At 65.1% G+C, this 25,724-nt stretch carries 20 protein-coding genes and 1 pseudogene; 5 read left to right on the top strand and 16 right to left on the bottom strand.

The genetic code is table 11. From position 1 onward, the window contains the following. Nucleotides 1–3: 3 nt before the first annotated feature. A complete protein-coding gene (locus ACVW1B_RS07650) occupies nucleotides 4–708 on the bottom strand; it encodes a TetR/AcrR family transcriptional regulator (protein WP_253609431.1) in 705 nt (234 codons plus the stop codon). A gap of 156 nt (nucleotides 709–864) precedes the next feature. Here ACVW1B_RS07650 and ACVW1B_RS07645 point away from each other — a divergent pair, with 156 nt between their 5' ends. Both ACVW1B_RS07645 and ACVW1B_RS07640 read left to right on the top strand, forming a co-directional pair. Beyond that, complete coding sequence (locus tag ACVW1B_RS07645) at nucleotides 865–2,049, top strand: HlyD family secretion protein (RefSeq protein WP_456821460.1); 1,185 nt, start codon at nucleotides 865–867, stop codon at nucleotides 2,047–2,049. Nucleotides 2,050–2,057: 8 nt separating this feature from the next. Then, nucleotides 2,058–3,671, top strand: a complete 1,614-nt coding sequence (locus ACVW1B_RS07640) for a DHA2 family efflux MFS transporter permease subunit (protein ID WP_456821459.1) — start codon at nucleotides 2,058–2,060, stop codon at nucleotides 3,669–3,671. 47 nt (nucleotides 3,672–3,718) lie between these two features. On the opposite strand, the gene ACVW1B_RS07635 is transcribed toward ACVW1B_RS07640, so the two are convergent. From ACVW1B_RS07635 to ACVW1B_RS07620, 4 genes are all read right to left on the bottom strand, one after another. Further along, complete coding sequence (locus ACVW1B_RS07635) at nucleotides 3,719–5,362, bottom strand: benzoate-CoA ligase family protein (protein ID WP_456821458.1); 1,644 nt, start codon at nucleotides 5,360–5,362, stop codon at nucleotides 3,719–3,721. Between the two features lie 157 nt (nucleotides 5,363–5,519). Next, a complete protein-coding gene (locus ACVW1B_RS07630) occupies nucleotides 5,520–6,335 on the bottom strand; it encodes an alpha/beta hydrolase (RefSeq protein ID WP_456821457.1) in 816 nt (271 codons plus the stop codon). A gap of 3 nt (nucleotides 6,336–6,338) precedes the next feature. Continuing rightward, entirely contained in the window at nucleotides 6,339–6,833 is a 495-nt protein-coding gene (locus ACVW1B_RS07625) for a MarR family winged helix-turn-helix transcriptional regulator (protein WP_016845834.1), read from the bottom strand. A 316-nt stretch (nucleotides 6,834–7,149) separates the two neighbouring features. After that, a complete protein-coding gene (locus ACVW1B_RS07620) occupies nucleotides 7,150–8,466 on the bottom strand; it encodes an ISNCY family transposase (RefSeq protein WP_456821456.1) in 1,317 nt (438 codons plus the stop codon). 215 nt (nucleotides 8,467–8,681) lie between these two features. On the opposite strand from ACVW1B_RS07620, the gene ACVW1B_RS07615 reads away from it, so the two are divergent. Then, the gene (locus ACVW1B_RS07615) at nucleotides 8,682–9,848 is read left to right on the top strand and encodes an ABC transporter substrate-binding protein (RefSeq protein WP_456821455.1); all 1,167 of its coding nucleotides are present in this window, start codon (nucleotides 8,682–8,684) and stop codon (nucleotides 9,846–9,848) included. A gap of 21 nt (nucleotides 9,849–9,869) precedes the next feature. Next, nucleotides 9,870–10,322, top strand: a complete 453-nt coding sequence (locus tag ACVW1B_RS07610) for a cupin domain-containing protein (RefSeq protein WP_026192554.1) — start codon at nucleotides 9,870–9,872, stop codon at nucleotides 10,320–10,322. 364 nt (nucleotides 10,323–10,686) lie between these two features. Here the strand turns inward: ACVW1B_RS07610 and ACVW1B_RS07605 are convergent, their stop codons facing one another. The 10 genes and pseudogenes from ACVW1B_RS07605 to ACVW1B_RS07560 all read right to left on the bottom strand — a co-directional run bounded on the left by ACVW1B_RS07605 (nucleotide 10,687) and on the right by ACVW1B_RS07560 (nucleotide 24,106). Continuing rightward, nucleotides 10,687–11,928: a flavin-dependent oxidoreductase gene (locus tag ACVW1B_RS07605; RefSeq protein ID WP_456821454.1), complete on the bottom strand. Its 1,242-nt coding sequence runs from the start codon at nucleotides 11,926–11,928 to the stop codon at nucleotides 10,687–10,689. A gap of 282 nt (nucleotides 11,929–12,210) precedes the next feature. After that, a complete protein-coding gene (locus ACVW1B_RS07600; protein ID WP_253609436.1) occupies nucleotides 12,211–12,606 on the bottom strand; it encodes a RidA family protein in 396 nt (131 codons plus the stop codon). A 1-nt stretch (nucleotide 12,607) separates the two neighbouring features. Then, entirely contained in the window at nucleotides 12,608–13,447 is an 840-nt protein-coding gene (locus ACVW1B_RS07595) for an enoyl-CoA hydratase family protein (protein ID WP_199805355.1), read from the bottom strand. Nucleotides 13,448–13,458: 11 nt separating this feature from the next. Continuing rightward, nucleotides 13,459–14,239: pseudogene (locus tag ACVW1B_RS07590) on the bottom strand (SDR family NAD(P)-dependent oxidoreductase). Beyond that, the gene (locus ACVW1B_RS07585; RefSeq protein WP_456821453.1) at nucleotides 14,236–16,551 is read right to left on the bottom strand and encodes a bifunctional salicylyl-CoA 5-hydroxylase/oxidoreductase; all 2,316 of its coding nucleotides are present in this window, start codon (nucleotides 16,549–16,551) and stop codon (nucleotides 14,236–14,238) included. Before ACVW1B_RS07585 ends, ACVW1B_RS07590 begins: the two are co-directional and overlap by 4 nt. Nucleotides 16,552–16,900: 349 nt before the next feature. After that, nucleotides 16,901–18,439 (bottom strand): sugar ABC transporter ATP-binding protein, encoded by a 1,539-nt coding sequence (locus ACVW1B_RS07580; protein ID WP_456821452.1) that lies wholly within the window; start codon nucleotides 18,437–18,439, stop codon nucleotides 16,901–16,903. Continuing rightward, on the bottom strand, nucleotides 18,436–19,557 hold the full coding sequence (locus ACVW1B_RS07575; RefSeq protein WP_456821451.1) for an SMP-30/gluconolactonase/LRE family protein: 1,122 nt from the start codon (nucleotides 19,555–19,557) through the stop codon (nucleotides 18,436–18,438). Before ACVW1B_RS07575 ends, ACVW1B_RS07580 begins: the two co-directional genes overlap by 4 nt. Continuing rightward, nucleotides 19,557–21,689: an ABC transporter permease gene (locus tag ACVW1B_RS07570; protein WP_456781043.1), complete on the bottom strand. Its 2,133-nt coding sequence runs from the start codon at nucleotides 21,687–21,689 to the stop codon at nucleotides 19,557–19,559. Before ACVW1B_RS07570 ends, ACVW1B_RS07575 begins: the two co-directional genes overlap by 1 nt. 295 nt (nucleotides 21,690–21,984) lie before the next feature. After that, nucleotides 21,985–23,010, bottom strand: coding sequence for a sugar ABC transporter substrate-binding protein (locus ACVW1B_RS07565; protein ID WP_028331499.1), 1,026 nt, complete (start codon nucleotides 23,008–23,010; stop codon nucleotides 21,985–21,987). A gap of 70 nt (nucleotides 23,011–23,080) precedes the next feature. After that, nucleotides 23,081–24,106 (bottom strand): ABC transporter permease, encoded by a 1,026-nt coding sequence (locus ACVW1B_RS07560; protein WP_456781044.1) that lies wholly within the window; start codon nucleotides 24,104–24,106, stop codon nucleotides 23,081–23,083. A 91-nt stretch (nucleotides 24,107–24,197) separates the two neighbouring features. Between ACVW1B_RS07560 and ACVW1B_RS07555 the strand changes: the two genes are divergently transcribed. Next, nucleotides 24,198–25,190: a LysR family transcriptional regulator gene (locus tag ACVW1B_RS07555; protein ID WP_456821450.1), complete on the top strand. Its 993-nt coding sequence runs from the start codon at nucleotides 24,198–24,200 to the stop codon at nucleotides 25,188–25,190. A 5-nt stretch (nucleotides 25,191–25,195) separates the two neighbouring features. Here the strand turns inward: ACVW1B_RS07555 and ACVW1B_RS07550 are convergent, their stop codons facing one another. Beyond that, entirely contained in the window at nucleotides 25,196–25,723 is a 528-nt protein-coding gene (locus ACVW1B_RS07550; RefSeq protein ID WP_456821449.1) for a VOC family protein, read from the bottom strand. Between the last annotated feature and the right edge of the window lies 1 nt (nucleotide 25,724).

Genomic DNA, 25,724 nt, shown 5'->3' with positions numbered 1-25,724 from the left:
GCATCACGCGTCTCCGTTCTGCTTCTTGATCTGATCGGCCGGCACGGCGCATCCGGACAAGAACAGTGCCGCGCAGGCCTTGGCGCGGGCCTCGATCTGCGCCCGCGACGGCGGCGGCCTGTGGCCGTACATCACGTCGCGTTGCGGCTGGAACACGAGCATGCCGAGCAGCATGCCCGCAGCAGCCTGCGCGTCGTCCACCGCGATCCTTCCCCTCCGCTGCTGCACGCCGAGCCACGCAGCGAGCGCGCCAAGCGTCCGCTGCATCGCCTTCTCGTAGAACATCTCGGCGATGTCGGGAAATTTGTCGCTGTCGGCCAGGATGATGCGCTGAAGCGCGATGACCTCGGCATCGAGGATCAGCTCGCCACAGGTCGAGAGTGCGGCCTCCAGTGCCGCCGCGATATCACGGCCATCGCAGGCGCCGAGATTTACGGCGGATATGAATCGGTCCATCCGGTCCGTCACCGTGCCCTCGAACAGCGCCAGCTTGGTCGGGATCAGCCGATAGAGTGTCTTGGTGGAGACGCCGGCGCGGCAAGCCACGTCGGCGATGTTGGCCGCAGCAAAGCCGCGCTCGGAGAACTCGCGCCGCGCGGCGTCATAGATCAGCGCACGCGTCTCGTCGTCGGAACGCAGCTGCGGCCGCCCACGACCGCGCCGCGCCGGCGCGCCTTGCTCAGTCTGATCCTTGTCATTCCGGTTCATCCGCGAGCCATGCTTTTAAATGATGCCTGTCATTCTATTGACACTCCCAATATGGGCTCTATTTTGGAAAACATCAAGTTTCCTAATTAATCCTGCGAGCGCCGACCGAAATTGGCAAGACTTTCCAGCAGGATAGAACGGATCAGGAGCGCCGCCATGAGCCAGCATGAGACATCATTCAAGGCCGAGAGCCAGGTTCCGGCCGAGACCGCCAGGCAATTGATCGCAAATCCGGAGGCCGCCAGGCCGCCTGCCGCCAAGGGCAGGCTTCGCCGCCTGCTGCTGGCCGGCGCGGCGCTCGCCGTCCTTTCGGGCGGCGCCTGGTACGGCTGGGACTACTGGACGGTCGGCCGCTTCCAGGTCTCGACCGACGACGCCTATGTGAAGGCCGACAACACGACGATCGCGCCAAAAGTCTCCGGCTATCTCAGCGCGGTGCTGGTGGGCGACAATGAGCATGTGCGCGCCGGCCAGATGCTGGCGCGGATCGACGATCGCGATTTCAGGGTCGCGCTGGATCAGGCCAAGGCCGATGTTGCCGCCGCCGAAGCCGCGATCGCCAGCAAGCATGCGCAGCTCGATGTGCAGCAGTCGGTGATCGAAGCGGCACGCGCGACCCTTGCCGTCGACACCGCGACGCAGACCTTCGCCGAGCAGGAGAACAAGCGCTACACCGACCTCGCCGGCACCGGCTTCGGCAGCGTGCAGAACGCGCAGCAGGCGCAGTCGCGCTACGCCAGCGCACAGGCCGCTGTGGCCCGCGATACCGCGAACCTCGCCTCCGCGCTCCGCCAGGTGGAGCTGCTCAAGGCCGACATTGCGCAGGCGGTCGCGGCGCAGGCGCGCGCAACCGCGCTCCAGCATCAGGCCGAGCTGAACCTCGGCTACACCACCATATCAGCCCCGATCGACGGCGTGGTCGGCAACCGCACCCTGCGCACCGGCCAGTTCGTCCAGGCCGGCACGCAGCTGATGTCGCTGGTGCCCGCCACCGGCGCCTATGTGATCGCGAATTACAAGGAGACTCAGCTCACCAATGTCCGCAAGGGTCAGCCGGTCGAGATCGCCGTCGACATGTTCCCCGGACAGGTGGTGCGCGGCCATGTCGACAGTCTCGCGCCCGCCAGCGGCCAGGAATTCGCGCTGCTGCCGCCTGACAATGCGACCGGCAATTTCACCAAGGTGGTGCAGCGCATTCCGGTGAAGATCAAGCTCGACGCGACGGCGGTCGAATTGCGGCCCGGCATGTCGGTCATCCCGACCATCGCAACCTTGTCGCAACCTGGCGAGGCGCCGCGCTCCAGCGCCTCTCCCAAGCTCGCTGTCGCCTCATTCAAATAGGTGATGTCATGTCCGACCTCGCGCTCTCCTCCCCGGCTGCTCCGCCCCGCGCGGCAGCCGCAGCGGCCGATCCCAACCGCGCCAGCATGGCGGTCTGGATCTCCATCGTCGCCGCCATGATCGGCGCCTTCATGGCGATCCTCAACATCCAGATCACCAACGCCTCGCTGCTCAACATCGAGGGCGGCATCGGAACCGGCGTCGACAACGGCTCCTGGATCTCGACCTCCTATCTGATCGGCGAGATCGTGGTGATCCCGCTGACCGACTATCTCAGCCGGGTGTTTTCCTTCCGCAAGATCATCATCGGCTTCGCCACCCTGTTCGCGATCTTCTCGGTCGCCTGTGCCTTCACCCACGACCTGCCCTCGATGATCGCGATGCGCGGCTTGCAGGGTTTCTTCGGCGGCGTGCTGATCCCGATGGCCTTCACGCTGGTCTTCACCAAGCTGCCGAAGGCCCAGCAACCGGTCGGCCTTGCCATGTTCGCGCTCGCGGTGACCTTTGCGCCGGCGATCGGCCCGACCATCGGCGGCTACCTCACCGAGAATTACGGCTGGCAGACCATCTTCTTCGTCAACGTGATCCCGACCGCGGTGATGGTCATTACCCTCTATTTCACGCTGGAACGCCAGCCGATGCAGTTGCATCTGCTGCGCGAGGGCGACTGGCTCGGCATCGTCACGATGGCGATCGGCCTGTCGTCGCTGCAGGCCGTGCTCGAGGAAGGCAACAAGAACGACTGGTTCGGCTCGCCCTTCATCGTCAAGCTCGCGGTGATCGCCGCCGTCAGCCTCACTCTGTTCGTCTGGATCGAGCTCGTCGTGGAAAAGCCGCTGATCCGGCTGCGCCTCCTGACCCAGCGCAGCTTCGGCTTCGGCACCATCTCGGCGGTGTTCGTCGGCTTCGCACTGTTCGGCTCGGTCTACCTGCTGCCGGCCTATCTCGGCCAGGTGCAGCGCTACAACGCCGAGCAGATCGGCCAGGTGCTGGCCTGGACCGGCCTGCCGCAGCTGATCCTGATCCCGCTGGTCCCGAAGCTGATGCAACGTTTCGATCCGCGCTTCATCGCCTTCACCGGCATGATCCTGTTCGCGGTCTCCTCCTTCATGAACATCGCGATGTCGCTCGATTACTCCGGTGACCAGTTCTTCGTCCCGAACATCGTCCGTGCGATCGGCCAGGCGATCATGCTGGCCCCGCTGTCGGCGGTCAGCCTCGGCAGCGTCGCGCCGCAGGATGCCGCGGCGGCCTCCGGCATCTCCAATATGATGCGCAATCTCGGCGGCGCGATCGGCACGGCCCTGCTCGCCACCATCGTCACCAAGCGCGAGCAGTTCCACTCCAACATCATCGGCCAGTCGGTCGACTTCGGCCGCGAGGAAGTGCGCACCCGGATCGCCGAGGTGACCAATTACTTCCTCAGCCACGGCATCTCCGATCCGGCGACCGCGCACCACCAGGCGATCGTGGCGCTCGGCAATATCGTGAAGCGCCAGGCCCTGGTGCTTGGTTTCAGCGACACCTTTGCCGTAATCGGCATCGTGCTGGTGTTCGCCGCGATTGCGATCCTCTTGACCGGCAAGCCGAAGAACGCCGCCGGCGGCGGCGCGGCGCATTGATCCCTCGTTGATCCCCGGGGCGGCGGCCGAAAGCCGTCGCCCGATTTTCAGCTTGCCTCGCGCAGCTTGAAGCGCTGGATCTTCCCGGTCTGGGTCTTCGGCAGCTCCTCGACGAAGGCGATCGCGCGGGGATATTTGTATGGCGCGATCGTCGCCTTGACGTGATCCTGCAGCAGCTTGACCTCGACCTCGTCGCAGCGCGCGCCCTGCTTCAGCACGATGAACGCCGAGACGATCTGCCCCCGCTCCTCGTCGGGTGCGCCGATCACGGCGCACTCCGCGACATCGGGATGGCCGAGCAGCGCGGCCTCGACCTCGGGGCCGGCGATGTTGTAGCCCGCCGAGATGATCATGTCGTCGGCGCGCGCCACGAAAGACAGCCGGCCGTTCTCGTCGCTGACGAAGGCATCGCCGGTGATGTTCCAGCCGTCGCGGACATATTTGGTCTGCCGGGAGTCGGCGAGATAGCGGCAGCCGGTCGGACCGCGAACCGCCAGCTTGCCGACCTGGCCCGCCGGCAGCTCGTTCATGTCTTCGTCGACGATCTTCGCCTCGTAGCCGGTGACAGGCGTGCCCGTGGTGCCGCCGACGGCGCTGCCGGTGCGGTTGGTGATGAAGATGTGCAGCAGTTCAGTGCTGCCGATGCCGTCGAGGATCGGCTTGCCGGTCTTCCTGGTCCAGCTCTCGAACACCGGCGCCGGCAGCGTCTCGCCGGCCGAGACGGCGAGCCGCAGCGACGACAGATCAGCGCCCTTGTCCATCGCGGCCATCATCGCCCGATAAGCGGTCGGCGCGGTGAAGCAGATGGTCGCCTTGTAGGTTTCGATGATCCGGATCATCTCGCTCGGCGCCGCGTTCTCCAGCAGCGTCGCGGTGGCGCCGAAACGCAGCGGGAAGATCGCCAATCCCCCGAGACCGAAGGTGAAAGCAAGCGGCGGCGAGCCGACGAACACGTCGTCGGGCGTCACCTTGAGCACCTCGTTCGCATAACCGTCGGCAACGATCAGGAGATCGCGGTGGAAGTGCATGGTCGCCTTGGGCTCGCCCGTCGTGCCCGACGTGAAGCCCAGCAGCGCGACGTCGTCGCGGCCGGTCTTCACCGCATCGAACTTGACCGGCTTGTTCAGCGCGATCCGGTCGAGCTCGGCGTCGTGGTTCTGCGTGCCGTCGAAATTGACGACCTGCTTGAGGAATTTGCTGGTCTTGGCGCAGGCCACCAGTTCATCCGCGATGCGGCTGTCGGTTAGCGCCAGCGAGATCTCGGCCTTGTCGACGATCTTGGCCAGTTCGCCGGCGCGCAGCATCGGCATGGTGTTGACGACGACGGCACCGGCCTTGGTCGCAGCGAGCCAGGCCGCGACCAGCGCCGGGTTGTTGCCCGAGCGGATCAGCACGCGATTGCCGGGCTTGACGCCGTAATTCTCCACCAGAGCGTGCGCCAGGCGGTTCGACCAATCGGTCAATTCCTTGTAGGTGCGCTGACGGCCATTGCCGATCAACGCGATGCGATCGCCCATCCCCTGCTCGACGATGCGGTCGGTCAGTTCGACCGCGGCGTTGAGATAATCGGGATATTGAAACTCCGGCCGGTCGAGCAGCAGTTGCGGCCATTGCGCTGATGGCGGCAGGTTGCGCCGCGCGAAATCGTCGACATGCCCGGATGGGCCGAGCCCGGGAAATTCACCTGACATTCGATTGCCCCTCGCTTTCCATCCAGAAAGGCCAAGACCAACGTCGAGAAGAACAAGGACGCCCGGCAGCGTTCCAATCGCCAATCATTTTATACTTAAAATAATTCGACGCAAGCCTGGAAATCGCGCGGCAATCGCCGGCCGATCCTTCAGAACCTCAGATTTGCGTAAGCTGCTTCAGCCGCGCGACCATCGCCGAGCCCGGGTCGGCGAGCGGCGCGATCGCGGTGAAATGATTGGCGTCGGGCACAACGCCGAACCGCGTTGCGACGCCCGCTTTGCCCCAGACATCGACGACGGTCCGGCTCTGCCGGTGATATTCCGCGCTCTCGGCGCCGCCGACGACGGCATCGAGCGTCGCGCCCGCAGGCGGCGTCCAGGACAGCGGGCTCGCCGCCCTCGCTGCGGCGCGGTCGAGGCCAAGCGCCTTGTTGATGGAGGTGCCGACCAATGGCTCAAGCTCGAACAGGCCGGAGATCGCGTAAGCAGCCCTGACCAGGTCGTTCGGCAGCGACGCATCATAGGCCGGCCAATCGGTCGCGAGCATGCATGCGGCAAGATGTCCGCCTGCGGAGTGTCCCGACACGACCAGCGGCCGGCCGAGCCTGGCCAGTTCGCGGCACGCCGCACGCATCTCGCCGATGATGTCGCCGACCGTGACATTGGGACAGAGATCGTAGCTCGGCACCGCGACGCCGATGCCGTGGCCGTTGAGCCCTCGCGCGCAGTGGCTCGATGACGAGCCGTCGAGCGCCTGCCAGTAGCCGCCATGGATGAAGACCACGAGCGGGCCGTCACGATCGCCTTCGAACAGGTCGATGACGTTGCGGCTGCCCGGACCATAGGTCAGCCGCCGCGGCGGATGCTGCTCGCGATAGGCCGCGGAGTCCCTCGCCCAGCCGGCCATCAGCGCCGGATTTTCCGGCACCCGCGCCCGGTTGTTGTATTCGACCTCGTAATCGACCTCGCTCACGGCTTAAGCGCTCCTCGCCTTGGCGGAGCGCTGCGCCGAGCCCTTGGCCTTGGCGAGCAGCCGCATCAGTTCGCGGATATCCTTCGGCGAGAGATCACCGAAGATATCGGCGATCCACTTCTCGTGCTCGGCGGCCATCTTGCGGAATTCGGCGCGACCGAGTTTTGTGAGCCGGATGAACTGCACGCGGCGGTCCGTCTCCGAGGTGCGGCGATCGAGATGGCCTGATTCAACCAGGCGCTCGACCAGCCCGGTGACGTTGCCGTTCGACACCATCATCCGCTTCGACAGGTCCGACAGCGTCATGCCGTCGGACACCTTGTCGAGCTGGGCCATCAGGTCGAAGCGCGGCAGCGTGACGTCGAACTTCTCGCGCAGCCGGCTGCGCACCTCGCCTTCGATCAGCGTGGTGCAGGTCAAGAGGCGCAGCCACAGCCTGAGCTCGGTGCCGTGGTCGTCGGGCAGTTCGACGGCTTTGGTTTCGGAATCGAGGATCATGCGGCGATCGTGCCTCCGCGGCGGGTTCCGGTCGGACCAATTGCTTTGAGCTTCAAGCAATTCGCGGCGCCCCGCAAGGACAATTGCGAATCGTGCCGGACGCGCCTGGGCAATCCTGCAATTTCTTTAAACTTCAAGCAATTGGCGCGGCGCTTGCATGTGCAGCGCCTGCATGATGCGCGACGATCGCCCTGACGCGATGCCACATCGCTGTCCGTAGCGGGTGAAGATGTCGTGTTTTTGTAGCTCGTGATCTGTCGCCTTCGTTTCTGATTTGCAGGGGAGCCGGAAGGCGGGGACGGCTTTCCCTGATTGATCATGCCACGGCTGTTGTGGCGGTTTTAGCCCTGTGGGTGAGTTTCTTTGTTCGACTTGAAGCCCGTTTCTCCGTCCCGACCCGCGCTGTCTCGACGGCGGCGCGCGCAGGAGCGGTCAAGGACGCGCGCTTGCGCGCCCGCCAGGGCTTGTCCTTGACGGCTCCGAGCACGCCGCCAGGCTGAGGCGCGTCGGGGCTGATCTGCTGTCCGTCAGGCGCAAACCTCGCCAATCGATGCGGTCCAAGGAACACGCTGACGGTGCCATCGGGATACTCATGTAGCCGCACCACAGCCTTGACGAAGTGAGGTCTGAGCCGGCTCTCCGGCAGCTGCAGCCGCCGACCGTTCCATGCAACGGTATTGTCGTTGGCGACGGTTCGCTCCTCGATCACGCACAGCGCCTCGCGCCAGGCCTCATGCCGGTCGGCCACGAATGCCGAGCCTTCCTGTTCGGGCTTGATCGCAAACGCGGCGTTGTGCCCGGGGATGTAATGCGCCTTCAGCCACGCGTTGGCAGCCTCAACCGTCGTGATCCCGGCAAGCCGCAGCTCCTTCGGCAGCCGGTCCTGCAAGGTGCCGAACACCCGCTCGGAGCGCCCGCGCGCCTGCGGCGAATAGGCTGCGATATGCTCGATCCCAAGATGCGACAAAGCCCGTCCCACCTGGGTTTGTTGCGTCTTCGAGATCTTCTCGCCAGCTTTTGGGGTCAGGAAATAATGGCTGCCGCGGTCGGTGTAGAGCGCGCAGAACAGGCCATGCTCGCCAATCACTTCGCGCAAGGCCTGGAAGGTCGAGGCCGTTCCTTCTTCCTCGACCAGCACCATCGAGTAGATCTCGCTCGTCGCATCGTCCATCGTGACGATCAGGTCCCTCGCGGGCAGGCCTTCGATCCAAACGTGGCGCGATCCGTCCTGGTGCAGCAGCATGCCCCGAAGCGGCCGCCGCGGCCGCTTCTTGCGGTGCGCCGAACGCTTCGGAGCCTTCCGCACCAGCCCTGCCGCGTGCAGCGCCAGCTTCGTCACCGTATAGCCCAGCACATAATCATGCCGCTTTTGCATCTGCTCGTGGAAGTGCTTCACCGTGAAGTCCGCGTACTTGTCCCGGTACAGCGCAAGCATTCGTTCCAGTTCCTCCTCCGGCGCCCGCCGTGGCGAACGACGCCCCAGCCGGCGGTCGACCAGCCCGTCGTCGCCCTCCGCCTCATAGCGCTCCGCCCAGCGTTGAAACGTCCGAACACTGATCCCAAGAACCTCCGATGCTGCCTCCTGCGTCAGTTCCTTCGCCTCCGTCCGATCCAGCAAATCTGAAAACCGCATCCGTCGTACACCCTCGTGAATGGATGCCGTGCCCATCGCGCCCCCTTTGTTCCGGAGCACCGAAAACACGACACTTCACGAGCTACAAACAGGCGACAGATCACGAGCTACTGACACGCGATGCCACATCGCTTGCGGCGATTGCATGCGTCAGACTAAGCTGCGGCCAATTGGGCTGAAGCCGAAAACATCAAGGCAGTGGTCGGGGGAGAGACATGAAACAATTGATGAAGCTCGCGGGATTGGCGGCGCTGCTGGGTGTCGCCGTCACCCCGGCGACCGCGGAGGATAAGATCAAGATCGGCGTGCTGGTCACGACCTCCGGCCCGGCCGCGGCGCTCGGCCAGCAGGTCCGCGACGGCTTTGCGCTCGCGATCAAGGACCTCGGCGGCAAGATGGCCGGCCGCGATGTCGAGATCGTCAACGCCGACGACGAACTGAAGCCCGACGGCGCGGTGGTCAAGGTGCGTGGCCTGCTCGAGCGCGACAAGGTCGACTTCGTGGTCGGCCCGATCTTCTCCAACATCCTGCAGGCGATCCACCGCCCGGTCACCGACAGCAAGACCTTCCTGATCAGTCCGAACGCTGGTCCCTCCAGCTACGCCGGCAAGGAGTGCAACCCGTTCTTCTATGTGACGTCGTACCAGAACGACCAGGTGCACGAGATCCTCGGCAAGGTGGCGCAGGACCGCGGCTACAAGCGCGTCTACCTGCTGGTGCCGAACTATCAGGCCGGCCGCGACTCCGTCGCCGGCTTCAAGCTCGACTACAAGGGCGAGGTCGTCGAGGAATCCTACACGCCGCTGAACACGCTGGATTTCCAGCCCGAACTCTCCAAGATCGCCGCGCTGAAGCCGGACGCGCTGTTCACCTTCATGCCGGGCGGCATGGGCGTTAATCTCGTGAAGCAGTACAAGCAGGCTGGCGCCACCGTGCCGGTGCTTTCCGCCTTCACCGTCGACGAATCCACCCTGCCCGCGCAGCAGGACGCAGCGGTCGGCATGTTCGGCGGGGCGAACTGGGCGCCGAACCTCGACAATCCCCAAAGCAAGAAGTTCGTCGCCGCCTATGAGGCGGCCTACAACGGCGTGCCCGGCACCTACGCCATGCAGGCCTATGACGCCGCGCTGTTGATCGACAGCGCGGTCAAGGCCGTGAAGGGCGATCTCTCCAACAAGGACGCTGTCGCGGCGGCGCTGAAGAAGGCCGACTTCACCTCGCTGCGCGGTAACTTCAAGTTCAGCAACAACGGCTATCCGATCCAGGATTTCTACCTCACCAAGGTCGCGAAGCGTCCGGACGGCAAATTCCAGACCGAGATCGTCGAGAAGGTGTTTTCGAATTATGGCGACCGCTACGCCAAGGACTGCGCCGCCAAGTAGATCATAGGAGCAAGCATGAGCATGAAAGACGAGATCGCCGGCATCACCCGCGCCAATGAAGGCATCCAGGGCATTTCCTGGAGCATCCTTGGCCAGACCTACGTCCCGAAGAGCCGCACCGAGCATTCATTCTCCTGGCACGCCACCTTCCCGCCGGGCACCTTCGTTCCTCCGCATATCCACCCCGACCAGGACGAGTACCTCTACATCCTCGAGGGCAAGCTCGACTTCATGCTCGACGGCGCCGACGAATCCGCAACTCCAGGCGATCTGGTTCGCCTGCCGATGGGCAAGCCGCACGGCATCTTCAACAAGTCGCAGCAGCCGGCCAAGACGCTGTTCTGGGTGTCGCCGACGCGGAGGCTCTACGACCTGTTCTGGGCGATCCACAACATGAAGGAGCAGAACCCGGATGACGTGGTGCGGCTCGCCGCCGAGCACAACATCCACTTCCTGCCGCCGCCTCCGGCTTAGCGTCGGCACCGGCCTCTTCCGTCATCCTGAGGAGCGGCCACTTGGCCGCGTCTCGAAGGATGCACGGCCCCGCCGGTGGCCGTCGACCCTTCGAGACGGCCGCGTTGCGGCCTCCTCCAGCGACAAAGGCGAAGCCTTTGCGCGGGGGTGACGATGTGAGAATTGTAGCGGGCGGCCCCCGCACGCCGTCGTCCTGGCGAAAGCCAGGACCCATAACCACCGAATTCGATTGAAAGTGCGATAGTGGCCCCAACGTCGCACAACAACAAACGGTTGGGGTAATGGGTCCTGGCTTTCGCCAGGACGACGCTGAGTACATTCACATTCTCTCGGGGTGACGGATCGACAGATCGGACGTTGTCTCCTATTGCCGCGCCACCACGCGCGCGGCAAAGCCGGCCTTGGCGGCATAGCCGCGGACGATCGCCTCGCGCGCCTCGTAATTGAGGATGGTGTCGACGTCGGTAAAGCCCTGCGGCGCGAGCTGTTCGACGGCGTCGATCACGCCTTCCGGCCCGCCGCGGCGGTTGGAGGCAACGATGTCGGCGGTCATCGGCAGTCGCTGCCGCTCATAGGCCGCCAGCGCCTGGCGCGGGTGCTCCGAACGCGCCAGCATGTCGGCCAGGCAGCGCGCATCGAGAATGGCCTGCGACGCGCCGTTCGAGCCGACCGGATACATCGGATGCGCGGCGTCGCCGAGCAGCGTGACGCGGCCGCTCGACCAATACGGCAAGGGATCGCGGTCGCAGCAGGGATACTCCCAGAATTCCGGCGTCGCGTTGATCAGGCCGGTAAAGTCGACCTGCGGGATCGTGAAGCTCGTGACATAGGGCATCATCTCGTCGCGCCGGCCGAGGTTGGACCAGCCCTCGCGGCGCGGCGGCGGCGAGGTGCCGTCGCCGATCCGTACCAGCACCGCCCAGTTGGTGAGGCGGCTTGCCGGGCTCGAGCCCGGCGCGATCGGATAGATCACGGCCTTGGCGTTCAGGCCGCCGGCGATGATCATCGAGCGCCCGGTCAGGAAGGCCGGCCAGTCGGTCGCGCCGCGCCACAGCATCAGGCCGTTCCAGCACGGCCCGCCCTCGTCCGGAAACAGCGTCTGCCGCACTTTCGAATGGATGCCGTCGGCGCCGATCAGGATGTCGCCGCGCGCCGTATGCACATGGGCGCCACTGCGATCGAAGAAATAGGCCGAGACGCCACCCTCGTCCTGGGTGAAGGAGCCGAGCCGGCAGCCGGTGTGGATCGCATCCGCGCCAAGCCGATCGACCACGGCCTGATGGATCACGCTTTGCAGGCGGCCGCGATGGATCGAGAATTGCGGCACGTCGTGACCGGCATCGAGCCCGCGCTTCTCGTGCCAGACCTGCTGGCCATGTCGCGTCAGATAGAACAGCTCATAGGTCCGGATCGCCACCTCGTCGAGCTTGTCGAGCAAACCAAGCCCCGCCAACTCGCGGATCGCATGCGGCAAAGTGTTGATGCCGACGCCGAGCTCGCGGATTGTCTCGGACTGCTCGTACAGCTCGCAAGCGATGCCGCGCGAGCGCAGCATCAGCGCAGTGGTGAGGCCCCCGATTCCGCCTCCGACGATAATCGCCTTCATCGTCCTCATCTCCACTCACAACAGGACGCTTTTACGCTTTGGGCTAAGGTCGCATGCCCCGTTGTCCGGCCGCAAGCGGGTTTGCGGCCCGGGACGAGGACTGGCCCACGACGATTGGGCTTAGCCTTAACATTGCTTCAGCGTACCCCAATCTATCCCCGTCACCCTGAGGCGCTCGCGCAGCGAGCCTCGAAGGGTCGACGGCCACCAGCGGGACCGTGCATCCTTCGAGACGCGCTGCGCGCACCTCAGGATGACGGGATTGGCGGAACTGCGTCACCCTCAATCCGGCACCACCGCAATTGCCTGGATTTCCACCTTGGCGCGGTCCTCGATCAGGCCGGCAACCTGGATCGCGGTCATCGCCGGAAAGCGCCGGCCGATGATGTCGCGATAGACCGTGCCGATCTCCTTCAGCCGCGCGGAATATTCCTTGCGGTCGAGCAAGTACCAGGTCATCGACACGATGTGCTCCGGCCCGGCGCCGCCGGCGGCGGCGACCGCGACGATGTTGCGCAAGGTCTGGCCGATCTGCGCGACGAGATCGTCGGTCTCGAACACGCATTGTCCGTTCCAGCCGATCTGGCCCGCGATGAAGAGCTGTTTGCCGCGCGCGGCGATGCCGTTGGCGTAGCCGATCGGCTTGGCCCATCCTTGGGGTTGCAGGATCTCGATCATCTCAATTGCCCTCGAAGGCCGGTTTCTGCTTTGCGGCGAACGCCTCGAAGGCGCGGCGGAAATCGCCGGTGACCATGCAGATCGCCTGCGCCTGCGCTTCCGACTCGATCATCTCGTCGACGCCCATCGCCCATTCCTGGTTGAACATCGTTTTCGTCACGCCATGCGCGAACCACGGTCCATCCGCGAGCGAGCGCGCCAGTTCTTGCGCAGCACCGGCGAGTTCCGCCGGCGGCACCAGACGGTTGTGGAAGCCCCACGCAAAACCTTCCTCGGCGCTCATCGCACGTCCCGTGTAGAGCAGATCGGCCGCATGGCCCTGCCCGATCACGCGCGGCAACAACCCGCACGCGCCCATATCGGCACCGGCAAGACCGACGCGGGTGAACAGGAACGCGGTCTTGGCCTGCGGCGTCGCCAACCGCAAATCGGACGCCAGCGCCAGCATCGCCCCGGCCCCGGCGCAAATGCCGTCGATCGCTGCGACGATGATCTGCGGGCATTTGCGCATCGCCCGCACGACCTCGCCGGTCATCCGCGTGAAGGCGAGCAGGTCCGGCATCGCCATCCGCGTCAGAGGCTCGATGATCTCGAACACGTCGCCGCCGGAGCAAAAATTGCCCTCGGCGCCGGTCAGCACGATGGCGCGGACATCGGCGGCGTATTTGAGATTGGTGAAGAGATCGCGCAGCTCCTCATAGGACTCGAAAGTCAGCGGGTTCTTCTTGTCCGGCCGGTTCAGCGTGATGGTCGCGACACGGCCGCTCGCATCGACCTGCCAGCGGAAGTGCTTGGCGGGATAATCCTTGAACGGCCGGAGCTTTGCTTTCATCTCGGACATGACGTGTTCCTTCACCCGGTAAAGACTTCGCCGCCGGCGACCGCGACGGCTTGTCCGTTGATTGACGATGCAGTCTCGGAGGCAAGCCAGAGGATGGCGTCGGCGACCTCCTCCGGCGTCACCAGCCGCTGCATCGGATTGACTTTGGCAAGCGCAGCGCGCGCCTCCTGCTCGCTGCGGCCGGTCTTGGCGACGATGTTCGCGGCGGCATCCGCCACCAGCGGCGTATCGGTGTAGCCGGGGCAGACCGCATTCACGGTGACGCCGCGCCCTGCATATTCCAGCGCCAGCGAGCGCGTCAGGCCGATGACGCCGTGCTTGGCCGCGACATAGGCGGAGACGTAGGCATAGCCGGTGAGGCCCGCGGTCGAGGCGACGTTGATCACGCGCCCGCGGCCGCGCTGCGCCATGCCTGGCAACACGGCTTGCGTCACCAGGAACACGCTGGAGAGGTTGCTCGCCAGCATGTCGGCCCACAGCGCCGCGCCGGTCTTGTCGAACGGCGCGCTCGCCGCCTTGCCGGCATTGTTGACGAGAATATCGATCGGGCCAACTTCGACCTCGATCTGCGCGACACCCTTGGTCACCGCGGCTTGATCGGTCACGTCGATCGAAAACGGCGACGCCGGCGTGCTTGTCGAGCGATGCCGCCGTCGCCTTCAGCGCGTCGATCCGCCGTCCGGCGATGCTGACGCGCACGCCGGCTTTTGCCAGCGCGATCGCCGTCGCGGCGCCGATGCCGGAACCGGCACCGGTCACCAGCGCATGTGCGTTGGGCCAGAAGCGAGTCATGCCTTCACTCCCGCGGCTGCGCGTTCGAGATTGGCCTCGTATTGCGACTTGCCCGACAGGTACTGCTTCGGCCAGGCGATCTGCTTGACGCCGATCTTCGCAGCCTCATGCAGCGTCCAGGCCGGATCGGCGAGATGCGGACGCGCGATGGCACAGAGATCGGCGCGACCGGCGGCGATGATCGAGTTGGCGTGATCGGCCTCCGAGATCGCGCCGACCGCGATCGTGGCGATGCCGACCTCATTGCGGATCTTGTCGGCGAACGGGGTCTGGTAGAGCCGGCCATAGACCGGATGGTCGTCGGCCCAGACCTGCCCCGAGGAGCAGTCGATCAGGTCGGCTCCCGCCTCCTTGAACAGCTTCGCGAAGGCCAGTGCATCCTCGGGCGTGTTGCCGCCCTCGGCCCAGTCGTGACACGACAGGCGGACCGACATCGGCTTGTCCTCCGGCCACACCGCGCGGACGGCGCGGAACACCTCCAGCGGATAACGCGCGCGGTTCTCGATCGATCCGCCATAGTCGTCGCTGCGGCGGTTGGTCAGCGGCGAGAGGAAGCTCGACAGCAGATAGCCGTGCGCGCAGTGCAGCTCCAGGATATCGAAGCCGGCGGCCGCACCGCGCCTGGCTGCGGCGACGAACTGGTCGCACACCTCGTCCATCTCGGCGCGGCTCATCGGCCCCGGAATCTGGCCGTCGGGCAGATAAGGCACTGACGAAGCCGACACCAGCGGCCAGTTATGGTCCGGCAGGGCTTCGTCCATGCCTTCCCAGGCGACGCGCGTCGAGCCCTTGCGGCCGGCATGGCCGAGCTGGATGCCGATCCTGGCTTGCGAATTCTGATGCACGAAGTCGACGATGCGCTTGTAGGCCGCCGCCTGCGCGTCGTTCCACAGACCGCAGCAGCCGGGCGTGATCCGCGCCTCCGGCGAGACGCAGGTCATCTCGGTAAACAGAAGGCCGGCGCCGCCGAGTGCGCGGGAGCCGAAATGCACCAGATGGAAGTCGGTCGGCACGCCCTCCTCCGCCGAATACATCGCCATCGGCGAGACGATGATCCGGTTGTGAAGCGACAGGCCGCGGATGTGGAACGGCGTCAGCATCGGCGGCGTGACGCGGTCGTTGGTCGCGGCCACACCGCTGCGCTCCGCGAACCAGCGCTCATAGCCCTCGAGCCAGGTCTTGTCGCGCAGCCGCAGGTTCTCGTGGCTGATGCGCTGCGAGCGGGTCAGCAGCGAATACATGAACTGCTCCGGCTCCAGCGTATCGGCATAGCGCGAGCCGACCACCTCAAACCATTCCATCGCGTTGCGCGCCGCGTTCTGGATCCGTGCCACGTCGACCCGGCGCAGCTCCTCGTAAGCCTTGAGCACCGCGGGAATGCTGTCGCGCGTCGCGCCGTGGATCTTGAACTGGTTGGTCAGCTCGATCGCATCCTCCAGCGCGAGCTTGGTTCCCGAACCGATCGCGAAATGCGCGGTGTGGGCGGCATCGCCCATCAGCACGACATGGCTGTTGCCGTTGAACGCGGTCCATTTGCCGCAGATCAGCCTGGGAAACGACAGCCAGGCCGAGCCGCGCAGGTGCCGCGCATTCGAGACCAGATGATGCCCCTCGAGGATTTCCGCGAACACATTCTCGCAGAACGCGATGGAGTCGCCCTGCTCCATCTTGTCGAGGCCGTGGGCAAGATAGGCCTCCTCGGTGGTCTCGACGATGAAGGTCGCCGCGCCCTCCTCGAACTTGTAGATGTGCGCCTGGAACCAGCCGTGCTCGGTCTTGCGGAAATCGAAGGTGAAGGCGTCGAACGGACGGTTGGTGCCGAGCCAGATATAGCGGTTCGGCCGCATCAGCATGTCGGGCTGGAACGTCTCGGCATATTTGACGCGCACCTTCGAATTGACGCCGTCGCACGCCACGATGAGATCGGCGTCGGGGAATTCGAGATCGGAATTCACCTCCCGCTCGAAGATCAATTCGACGCCGAGCTCCTCGGCGCGCGCCTGCAGGATGTTGAGCAGCCGCTTGCGGCCGATGCCGACGAAGCCGTGGCCGGTGGTGCGCATGCGCCGGCCCTTGATCAGGACCTCGATGTCGTCCCAATGGTTGAAGGCCTGCTCGATCGTGTCAGCGGTGACCGGATCCCATTTGCGCATGTTGTCCATGGTCGCATCCGAGAACACCACGCCGAAGCCGAAGGTGTCGTAGGGCCGGTTGCGCTCGACCACGGAAATGACGTGTGCGGGATCCAGCATCTTCATCAGGATGCCGAAATAAAGCCCGGCCGGCCCGCCTCCAATGCAAACGATACGCATGGCGTTCTCCCGTTGGCTTCGGCGGGTTGGGGGTGCGGACGAGGCGTGTTCTCCCTGGAGCCGACAAGGGATAATATTTTATACTTAAAATAATTGTCAAGGGAGTTGGCGCCCACCCAACGCTGTCGTCCCGGCGCAGGCCGGGACCCATACGCCGCAGCAGATATTGTCGGCGGGACTCGTCGTTCCAGCGACGTACAACAATGACGATCTGTGGTTATGGGTCCCGGCCTGCGCCGGGACGACACTGAACTTGTTGCCGCTGATTTGCCCGTCGAAGGCGTGGCAAGACGGCGGATTGCGCTGCGCTAATCCGCCCTACGCCGACGACAGGCCGCGCTGCGCGACCTCAATGCACCGCGGCGTACAGGATCTTGTCCTGCGTCGCGTCGGCCGCGTCGAACTCGGCGACGATGCGGCCGGTGCGGGCGACCAGGATGCGGTCGGACACCGCGAGGATCTCCGGCAGGTAGGACGAGATCACCACCACCGCCTTGCCCTCGTCGGCGAGGCGGCGGATTTCGCCGTGGATGTGCGGGATGGTGCCGACGTCGACGCCGCGCGTCGGCTCGTCGAAGATGATGATCGAGGGGTCCTGCACCAGCGTCTTGGCCAGCACCACCTTCTGCTGGTTGCCGCCGGACAGCTCGATGATCCTGGCCTTGCGCTGCAATGCGCTGATCTTCAGCCGATCGACCCAGTAGCTGGCGAGCTTGCTGCGCCGGGCGCGCGACAGCAGGAAGCTCCAGCCCTTTCCTGTGGCGAGGCTGCCGATATAGACGTTGTCGTCGACCACCATGGTCTCGAAGAAGCCGTTGGCCTTGCGGTCCTCGGTGATGTAGGCGATGCCGTCATTGATCGCCTGCCGCGGCACGCGGTAGCGGATCGGCTTGCCGCGCAGCCGGATGGTGCCGCCATTGACCAGATTGCGCTTCAGTGCACCGTAGATGATCTTGGCGATCTCGGTGCGGCCGGAGCCGATCAGGCCGGCGATGCCGACCACCTCGCCGGCATAGACCGAGAACGACATGTTCTTGACCGCCATGCCCATGGTGACGTTCTCGACCGTCAGCACCTTCTCGCGGCGTTGATGGGTTTTCGCCTTGCCGCCATAGACCGCCTGCGCCACCTCGCGGCCGACCATGTGCTGCACCAGCGCATCGCGCGTCAGCTGTCTGGCCGGCGCGGTGATCACCAGCTTGCCGTCGCGCAGCACGGTGATGCGGTCGGCGATCTGCAGCGACTCCTCCAGCGCATGCGAGATGTAGATGATCGAGACGCCGCGAGCGCGCAGGTCGCGCACCAGATGGAAGAAGTGGACGATCTCCTCCGGCGTCAGCGACGCGGTCGGCTCGTCGAAGATGATGATGCGCGCCTTGTTGTAGATCGCGCGCGCGATCTCCACCATCTGCTTCTTGGCGGTGCCGAGCAGCGCCACCGGCGTTGCCGGATCGACGTGGAAGTTGAGCGACTGCAACAGCTGCTGGGCCTGGATGTTCAGGGTGCGGAACCGGGTCAACAGCTTTTCGTTGCCGAGCTCGATGTTCTGCGCGGCGGTCATGGTCGGCACCAGGCTGGTCTCCTGATAGACCATGCAGATGCCGGCATTGAGCGCGTCGCGCGGCTGCTCGAAGCCTGTCGGCTTGCCGTCGAGCAGATAATCGCCGGAGGTGAGCTGGATCGCGCCCGCGATCGCCTTGCACAGCGTCGATTTGCCGGCGCCGTTCTCGCCGACCAGCGCATGCACCTCGCCGGGATAGAGGTCGAAATGGACGCCCTCGATGGCGTGGACGCCGCCATAGATCTTCGAACCGTTGGTGATCCGCAGCACCGGCTCGCGGGCTGCGGACTGGGTCGCGGTCGCAGCCTGAATCACGCCGTCATTCATCGCAGCTCTCCCGTGTAGCGCAGCAGGCGTCCGGCGCCGCGTGCGGCGATCACGACGCCCGATGGCGTGGCGCAGGCGGCGGTGATGCCGTGGAAGCGGCCGCCGGCGCGGCTGTGCAGGCTGTCGGTCGCATCGCCCTCGGCGTCGAGATGCACCAGCAGACCGTAGGAGCGCGGCGGCGCCCACGGCTTCTGGATGCCGAGGGCCTTGACGCTGCCGATCTGCATCGGCTCCAGGCAATCGCTGCCGCCGGCGAGCGCCGGCGCGACCCAGTAATCCGGCGGCATCGTCGCCATCATCTCCTCGCGGAAATCGTCTTCCTTGAGCACGAACTCGATCAGATGGGTGCGGCGGGCGAAGATGCCGAGCAGCATGCCGCCGTGGCCGTCCGGATGCAGCCGCGCCGGATAGCCCGGCATGTTGGCGGCGACGGTCTCGCGCGGACCAAGCCCGTTGCCGCCAAGCGCGAACCGGCTGAGGCGATGCGCCCAGCTTTCGGTGAGCCACAGGCTGTTGCCGTCGGCCGAAACACTCACGCCATAAGGATAGGGCAGATCGCGCAGCAGCACCTGCGGATTGTCGAGGCCGGCGCCGCAGCTGATCAGCCGGCCATTGGCGCGCTTCTCCATCAAATCGTGCCGCCATTCGCCTGGACGTCGGCCGCTACTGCCTTCGACCGCATAGATGCGGCCGTCAGGCGCCGCCGCCACCGACAACAGCCCGGTGAGCGCGCTGCCGCCGGCGGACTCCAGCCAGCGCGGATCGGGCTTCGCCGGATCGATCGCGGCAAGGCCCCTGCCCGCGACGCAGACCAGCAGGCGGCCGTCCGGATGCAGCGCGAGCCCGCCGGCATCATCCTCGAACTCGGCGACGACTGTACGCGTCGACAAGTCATTGCCGCCGAGCTTCAGCACCCGGCGTCCTGCGGAAACATAAACCGTGCCGTCGCCGGCGGCGATCACGTCGTCGACGCCGGGCAGCGGCTCGCCGATCGGGGTTGCGGTGTCGAGCCGGTCATTCGGGCTCAGCGCGCCGTCGAGCGGCGGGATCGCGTTCTGGCCGCCGTCGCGGTCGATGACGCTGCGGATGTCGCGCAGCAGATGATCGAAAAATCCCATTACGTCGTCACCCTGCTCTTTGCGCCCCAATAGGCATCGTAGCCGGTCCAGCTGTCGTCGACGCCGTCGAGCTTGATGCGACCGATCCGGTTGTTCTCGAGCCCGCCGAGATAGAGATAGCCCTGGTGCTCGCGCATCGAGGTCAACGTCGAATGCGAAATGCCGGTCGGATCCCACCAGGATTCCAGCGCCTCGCCCTTCTCGTTGAACTTCAGCACGCAGCCATGGTTGAGCGCCGGCGCCAGCCACTCGTCGGTCGGCACCTGCTTCACCATGCGCAGGCGGAAGCCGGGCTTTCGCGCGGCAAGGTCGAAGGTCGGTGTGCGGATGCCGACCAGCGCCAGCCAGTAGGTGCCGTCGGAGGCGCGGTTGATGTTGTCCGGGTTGCCCGGCAGCTCGTCCATCAGCACCTCGGTCTTGCCCTTGTTCGGCCCGTCGATCCAGTGCCGGAACACCTTGCACAGCGAGGTCGACGCGATCAGGATCGACTTGCCGTCGTGCGAGACGCAAATCCCGTTCGGGAAATAGAAGTGGTTGATCACCGTGCGCGTGGTCCTGGTCGCCGGGTCGTAGCAGACCACGCGGCCGTTCGGCCGGCCCTCGAGGATGTCGAGGGTGTTGGTGGTCATCTCGTAGCGCGTGGTGCAGTCGCTGAAATAGATCTTGCCGTCGGGTGCGATGTCGAGGTCGTCGGCCATCCGCAGGCGGGAATCGTCATTCAGCTTGTACCAGGTGCGATTGGTCTCGTCGGTGACCTTGAAGATGCGACCGTCGGGCGCGACGCCATAGACGCCCATGCCGGCGACGGCGACGATCAGATTCTCGTCGCGATCGAACTGCATGCCGAGCGGCCGGCCGCCGATATGGGCGAACACCTCGCGGGTCTCGAAGTTCGGCCCGGAGAAACGGATCACGTTGCCGTCGCGGGTCGAGCCGTAGAGCCGGCCCTGGCGGTCGAGGATGACGTCCTCGGGCCCCTCGACCTGATCGACGCCGATCGCCTGCGCGTTGATCAGCCGGTCGTTCTGCGCATACGGCGACGTCGCGCCCGGCTGCACCGCGGGCGCCGAGGCAAGCGGCACGAAGGCTGGATTGACATAGATCTTCTGGATCGCCTTGCCGCGGTTCTTCGACCATTTGACGTCGATGCCGACGGCGGCGAGCAGGATCATGCCCGTCACCGCCGAGGTGACGTAGCCCGGGATGCCCATCCGCACGAGGCCGTTGATCAGGAGAAAGATGATCAGCGCACCGATCATCGCCCGCCATACCGTACCCTTGCCGCCCGCGAGCGACACGCCGCCGAGCACGACGGCGGTGAGCGCCTGGAACTCCCAGCCCACGCCGGTGGTGGAATCCGTCGAGGCTTGCCGCGCGGCGTAGAAGATGCCGCTCGCCGCGCACAGCGTTCCCGACAGCACATAGGTCATGAACAGCATCACGCGGACGCGGATGCCGGCGTGGCGCGCTGCCTTGCGGCTGGCGCCGATCGCGGTGAGATGCCAGCCATAGCGCGAGCGCGACAGGAAGATGTGGCAGATCAACAGCACCACGAATAGCGTCGCCGCATTGACGGGAATGCCGAGCACGCTGCCGCCGCCGATGAAATCCCAGGCGTCGCTCTCGACCGAGTTGGTCGCGAACACCTGGGCGTAGCTGGTGTTGAGCAGGTTGACCGAGGCGCGCAGGATGATCAGCGTCACCAGCGTGGTCAGGAACGGTCGCGTCTTCAGGAAGCCGATCAGGAAGCCGTTGATGCTGCCGAGCAGCGCGCCGACCAAAAGCGTCGCCGGCACCGCGAGGCCGACCGGCCATTCGCGCACGAGCAGGAAATACAGCGCCGCGAAGTTGCACAGCGCGAAGATCGCGCCGACCGACAGGTCGATGCCGCCGGTGACGAGGCAGAACCCCATCGCGAGCGCGACGAAGCCGAATTCGGCGAACAGCCGCAGCAGCGACACCGAGTTCTGCACCGAGGCGTAGTCGGGAATCGTGAGCGCGAAGTACGTCCACAGCCCGATCATCACGGTGAAGGGAACCACCGGCTCAAACCACTGTTTCAGCAACAGCTCCGACAGCAGGAGCCGGGGTGAAAATCGCCGCACCGATGCGGCAAAGGAATCAACGGCCATCGACATCGCCAAAGCACCCTCTTGATTGAGCACGACCTTGCGGAAAACCGGCTTCCACTTTTCCGGATCGTGCTCGTGATCGCGCACGATCTTGCGGAGAGCCGGCTTGCACGTCCCCGATCATGCTCCTGGTCATGACGCGATCGGCCATCGTATCGCGACCTCGTCCCTTGATGAACACGCTCTCCGTGAACGCTGCGCGTCGGTCGGAGAAAAACCGGCTCCACCTTGCCGGATCGTGCTCTTTGATACAGCCGGCGCGGGAATGCCCCCCGCGCCGGCTGTCCGCGCCTTGTTAATTTTTCTTGGGTAGCGCGAAGCAGTTGGCGCCCGAGGCGTTGGACTTATCGAGCCAGATCGGACGCGTGTAATAGACGAGATTGCGGCTGCCCGGCTTCTCGCCTGATACCAGCAGGGTCTCGGCGGCGAACATCAGGTCGTGGCCCTGCTCGGTCGCCTTGTAGCTCAGGAACTTGTAGAAATTGCCCGAATTGACCTGGTCGCAATCGAGCTGCGAGCCTTCACCCGAGGCGAACACCTTCACATCGTCGATCTTGCCGGCATTGCGGATCGCCTGCGCCGCGCCCGATTCCATGATGCCCCAGAACCCGATCGAAGCGCAGAGGTCGGGATGCTGCTGGATCACCGTCGCGGTGACGTTGAGCGCGGTGTTGGCGTCCCAGTTCGCGGCCTGGTTCGAGACCACCTTGATGTTCGGATCCTTGTTCAACACCTCCATGATGCCGCCGACCTGATCGACGCTGGCGGCCGCGGTCAGTTCGCCCTGCACGATCTGGACCTTGCCCGACTTGCCGGAGCCGGTGCCGCAGGCCTTCACGGCTTCGTTCGCCAGCATCCTGCCGATCTCGCGCCAGTCGGCGCCGACAAAGGCGCCGGATTTGTAGTTCGAGGACATGTTGATCTGGATCACATGCGTGCCCTGGCTTTCGGCGCGCTTCAGATCCTTCATCAACAGCGTGACGCTCGGATTCTGCACGATCAGCACGTCGGGCTTCTGGTCGACCAGCGCGGTCAGGGCCTGCTGCATTGCCGAGGGGTTGTTGTTGGGATCGCGCACGACATATTTCATGCCGCGCCACTCGGCTTCCTCCTGCACCACCCGGCCCCATTCGTCGGACAGCGGCACGCCGAGCGCGATCGGCAGATAGGCGATCGTCTTGCCCTGCAGCGCCTTGTCGTAGACGGCACGCAGCTCGCGCGCGGTCTTGGTGCCTTCCTCCTGCGCCGATGCCGCAAACGGCATCGCGGCCAGCGTCACGCCGGCCAGCAGGATCGTCCAGAATTTTGTCGTCGTCTTCATCGTCTCCCTCCACAAAGCAATTTCTTTTGATTGATCTATTTGGCGCGGCGGCCGGCTCAGTCGCCTCGTCTCAGTCCCCTTGCCGCGCGGTCTCCTCGTCGCGGGGATGCAGCCAGTTGTCGAGCACGATGGCGGCCAGCAGCACCACGCCCTTGATGATGTTCTGCACCTCGCTGTTGACGTCCATGATGGTGAAGGCGTTGAGCAGCGTGCCGATCAGGATGCAGCCGACCACGACGCTGAACACGCTGCCGCGGCCGCCGATCAGGCTGATGCCGCCGATCACGACAACGAGCACGACGTCGAAGATCATGGTGCCCTGGGTGATCGCCATCTGCATGCTGCCCGTGGTGCCGACCCAGACCAGGCCCGCAATCCAGGCGAGCAGTGCAACCAGCACGTGCTCGAGCACGATCAGCGGCCGCAGCGCGACGCCGGTCAGCCGCGCGGCCTCCGGATTGTCGCCCTGCGAATAGATGAAGCGGCCGATCGAGGTGCGCGACAGGAACAAATGCATCGCGATTGCACAGGCCGCGAACACCAGGATCGGAACCGGGATGCCGAACAGCCGTCCGGCGCCGAGATACGTCAGGCCCGGCGCATCCTTCGGCGCATAGACCACCCAGGCCGGCGCGATCCAGAAGGCGAGGCCATAGATCACGAAGCCGGCAGCCAGCGTCACGAACAGCGCCGGCGCCTCGACGAAGGCGACCATCACGCCGTTGACGACGCCGATCAGCACCGCGACCGCCAGCGCCAGCAGCACTGCCGTGAAAACAGGCATGCCGTTCTGCATGTAGATCAAAGCGATCGCCCAGGAACCCGCCATGATCGCGACCTCGGAGAGGTCGATGCCGCGGCTGATCACGATCAGCCCCATGCCGAGGCCGAGCACGCCGAGGATGGAAATACTCCGCAACAAATTCAGGAGATTGGAGACGGTGGCGAAGCCGTTCAGCGTCAGGCCGAACACGATCAGGAGCGCGATGGTGATCAGGAGCACGATCTGCTCCTGGCTCGGCTTCGCAAACATTGCGCCCAGGCGAGATGATGCCGCAGGGACAGCAACGCCGCGCGATGGCGATTGCACGCTCATCGTTTCCTCCAGGTATTATTTTGCTTGAGACTTTAAGAGTGCCGATTAGTATTCGTCAAATGCATTCGACGGATACGGATTGATCATTTCCATGCATGTACGCGACGTCGATCTGAACCTGTTCGTCGTGTTCGACGCGATCTATTCCGAGGGCGGCGTCAGCCGCGCCTGCTTCCGCCTCAACCTGACGCAGCCCGCGGTCAGCCATGCGCTGAGCCGGCTGCGCGCGATGTTCAACGATCCGCTGTTCGTGCGCCGCAACCACGTGATGACGCCGACCCCGCTGGCCCGGCAGATCATCACCACGGTGCGCCAGGCGCTCAACGGCCTCGAGACGACGCTGACCCACACCCACCGGTTCGATCCGGCGCAGACGCCGAAGCGGTTCGTGATCGGGCTGCGCAACAATCTGGAGGCGCCGATGCTGAGCGCGCTGATCAACCGCATCAGTACGGTGGCGCCGCTGGTCGAGATCGCCACCGTGCGCAGCGAGCGCAACAATCTCGAGCGCGAGCTTGCCGCCGGCACCCTCGACGTCGCGATCGATACGCTGTTGCCGCTGTCGGCGGAGGTGCGGCGCGAGCAGATCCTGACCGAGCATATCGCGGTGTTCGCGCGGCGCGGCCATCCCGAGCTCGGCAGCCGGCTCGACAAGAAGGCTTATTTGCGCATGGAGCATGTCTGCGTGACGTCGCGGCGCAGCGGCCTGTCGTTCGAGGATTTTCAGCTCCAGCGCCTCGGGCTGACCCGCACTGTTCGCCTGACCTGTCAGAATTTCGCAACCGCCTGCCACGTCGTGAGCCGCAGCAACATGCTGCTGACCGCCTCGGAGAGCGCCGCCTCCGTGCTGGAAGATCCCGGGCTGCTGCAGTGCTTCCCCTGCCCGTTTCCGATCAGTCCGCACGTCAATTATCTCTACTGGCACGCCACCGCCGAGGACGACACCACCAATCAATGGCTGCGCGAGCAGCTGCGCGCGGCCGCGGCGCTGCTGGCCGGCAGCCAGTTCGGCCGCAGGAACGGGCGCGCGAAGATGCGCCCCCGCGTGGGATATCCGGCGCCGGCCAGCCTCGCCGCCGAATAGCCGCGTCAGCCCACCACGCGGATCGGGTCCGAGCCGTCCCAAGTCGCGGCCACGGTCCTGATCTTCTCGAAGAACCGCCCCTTCGATCCCGAGATGTCTGAGATCTCGATCACGGTGCCGGCATGGCCGGCGGTGTCGAAATAGGCGAAGCGTCCCTTGGGGCCGCCGATCTGGCCTTCATGACCGACCGTGAAGCCTGCCGCGACGGCGCGGTCATAGAGCAACTGGTAGTCCGTGCTCCAATACGACATGTGCTGCAGGCCCTCGCCGTGGCGCGCCAGAAAATCCAGATACATCGACGGCGCGTCGTTGCGCTGTTGGATCAGCTCGATCTGCAGATCGCCGGAATTGGCCAGCGCGATCGACATCTCGACCGCGGAGTCCACGCCGCGATAGCGGAACCAATCGACCTTGACCGAGGGGATCAGGAAGAATGGCCCGACCCGCAGTGTCTCGGTCCAGAACTTCAGCGCCGCATTGATGTCGCGAACGACGTAGCCGTTCTGACAGACCTTGCCGAACAATGCGCTCATG

This window comes from Bradyrhizobium sp. USDA 4502, from assembly GCF_054063355.1.
This window is presented reverse-complemented; position numbering and strand designations above follow the sequence as displayed.

What these genes read in the sequence shown, in the direction of transcription:
- ACVW1B_RS07570 (WP_456781043.1), bottom strand. Translation starts at nt 21,689, where the DNA reads ATGGCCGTTGATTCCTTTGCCGCATCGGTGCGGCGATTTTCACCCCGG.
- ACVW1B_RS07635 (WP_456821458.1), bottom strand. Translation starts at nt 5,362, where the DNA reads ATGTCAGGTGAATTTCCCGGGCTCGGCCCATCCGGGCATGTCGACGAT.
- ACVW1B_RS07600 (WP_253609436.1), bottom strand. Translation starts at nt 12,606, where the DNA reads ATGATCGAGATCCTGCAACCCCAAGGATGGGCCAAGCCGATCGGCTAC.
- ACVW1B_RS07585 (WP_456821453.1), bottom strand. Translation starts at nt 16,551, where the DNA reads ATGCGTATCGTTTGCATTGGAGGCGGGCCGGCCGGGCTTTATTTCGGC.
- ACVW1B_RS07615 (WP_456821455.1), top strand. Translation starts at nt 8,682, where the DNA reads ATGAAACAATTGATGAAGCTCGCGGGATTGGCGGCGCTGCTGGGTGTC.
- ACVW1B_RS07640 (WP_456821459.1), top strand. Translation starts at nt 2,058, where the DNA reads ATGTCCGACCTCGCGCTCTCCTCCCCGGCTGCTCCGCCCCGCGCGGCA.
- ACVW1B_RS07650 (WP_253609431.1), bottom strand. Translation starts at nt 708, where the DNA reads ATGAACCGGAATGACAAGGATCAGACTGAGCAAGGCGCGCCGGCGCGG.
- ACVW1B_RS07555 (WP_456821450.1), top strand. Translation starts at nt 24,198, where the DNA reads ATGCATGTACGCGACGTCGATCTGAACCTGTTCGTCGTGTTCGACGCG.
- ACVW1B_RS07595 (WP_199805355.1), bottom strand. Translation starts at nt 13,447, where the DNA reads ATGTCCGAGATGAAAGCAAAGCTCCGGCCGTTCAAGGATTATCCCGCC.
- ACVW1B_RS07560 (WP_456781044.1), bottom strand. Translation starts at nt 24,106, where the DNA reads ATGAGCGTGCAATCGCCATCGCGCGGCGTTGCTGTCCCTGCGGCATCA.
- ACVW1B_RS07580 (WP_456821452.1), bottom strand. Translation starts at nt 18,439, where the DNA reads ATGAATGACGGCGTGATTCAGGCTGCGACCGCGACCCAGTCCGCAGCC.
- ACVW1B_RS07610 (WP_026192554.1), top strand. Translation starts at nt 9,870, where the DNA reads ATGAAAGACGAGATCGCCGGCATCACCCGCGCCAATGAAGGCATCCAG.
- ACVW1B_RS07565 (WP_028331499.1), bottom strand. Translation starts at nt 23,010, where the DNA reads ATGAAGACGACGACAAAATTCTGGACGATCCTGCTGGCCGGCGTGACG.
- ACVW1B_RS07550 (WP_456821449.1), bottom strand. Translation starts at nt 25,723, where the DNA reads ATGAGCGCATTGTTCGGCAAGGTCTGTCAGAACGGCTACGTCGTTCGC.
- ACVW1B_RS07575 (WP_456821451.1), bottom strand. Translation starts at nt 19,557, where the DNA reads ATGGGATTTTTCGATCATCTGCTGCGCGACATCCGCAGCGTCATCGAC.
- ACVW1B_RS07620 (WP_456821456.1), bottom strand. Translation starts at nt 8,466, where the DNA reads ATGCGGTTTTCAGATTTGCTGGATCGGACGGAGGCGAAGGAACTGACG.
- ACVW1B_RS07645 (WP_456821460.1), top strand. Translation starts at nt 865, where the DNA reads ATGAGCCAGCATGAGACATCATTCAAGGCCGAGAGCCAGGTTCCGGCC.
- ACVW1B_RS07605 (WP_456821454.1), bottom strand. Translation starts at nt 11,928, where the DNA reads ATGAAGGCGATTATCGTCGGAGGCGGAATCGGGGGCCTCACCACTGCG.
- ACVW1B_RS07625 (WP_016845834.1), bottom strand. Translation starts at nt 6,833, where the DNA reads ATGATCCTCGATTCCGAAACCAAAGCCGTCGAACTGCCCGACGACCAC.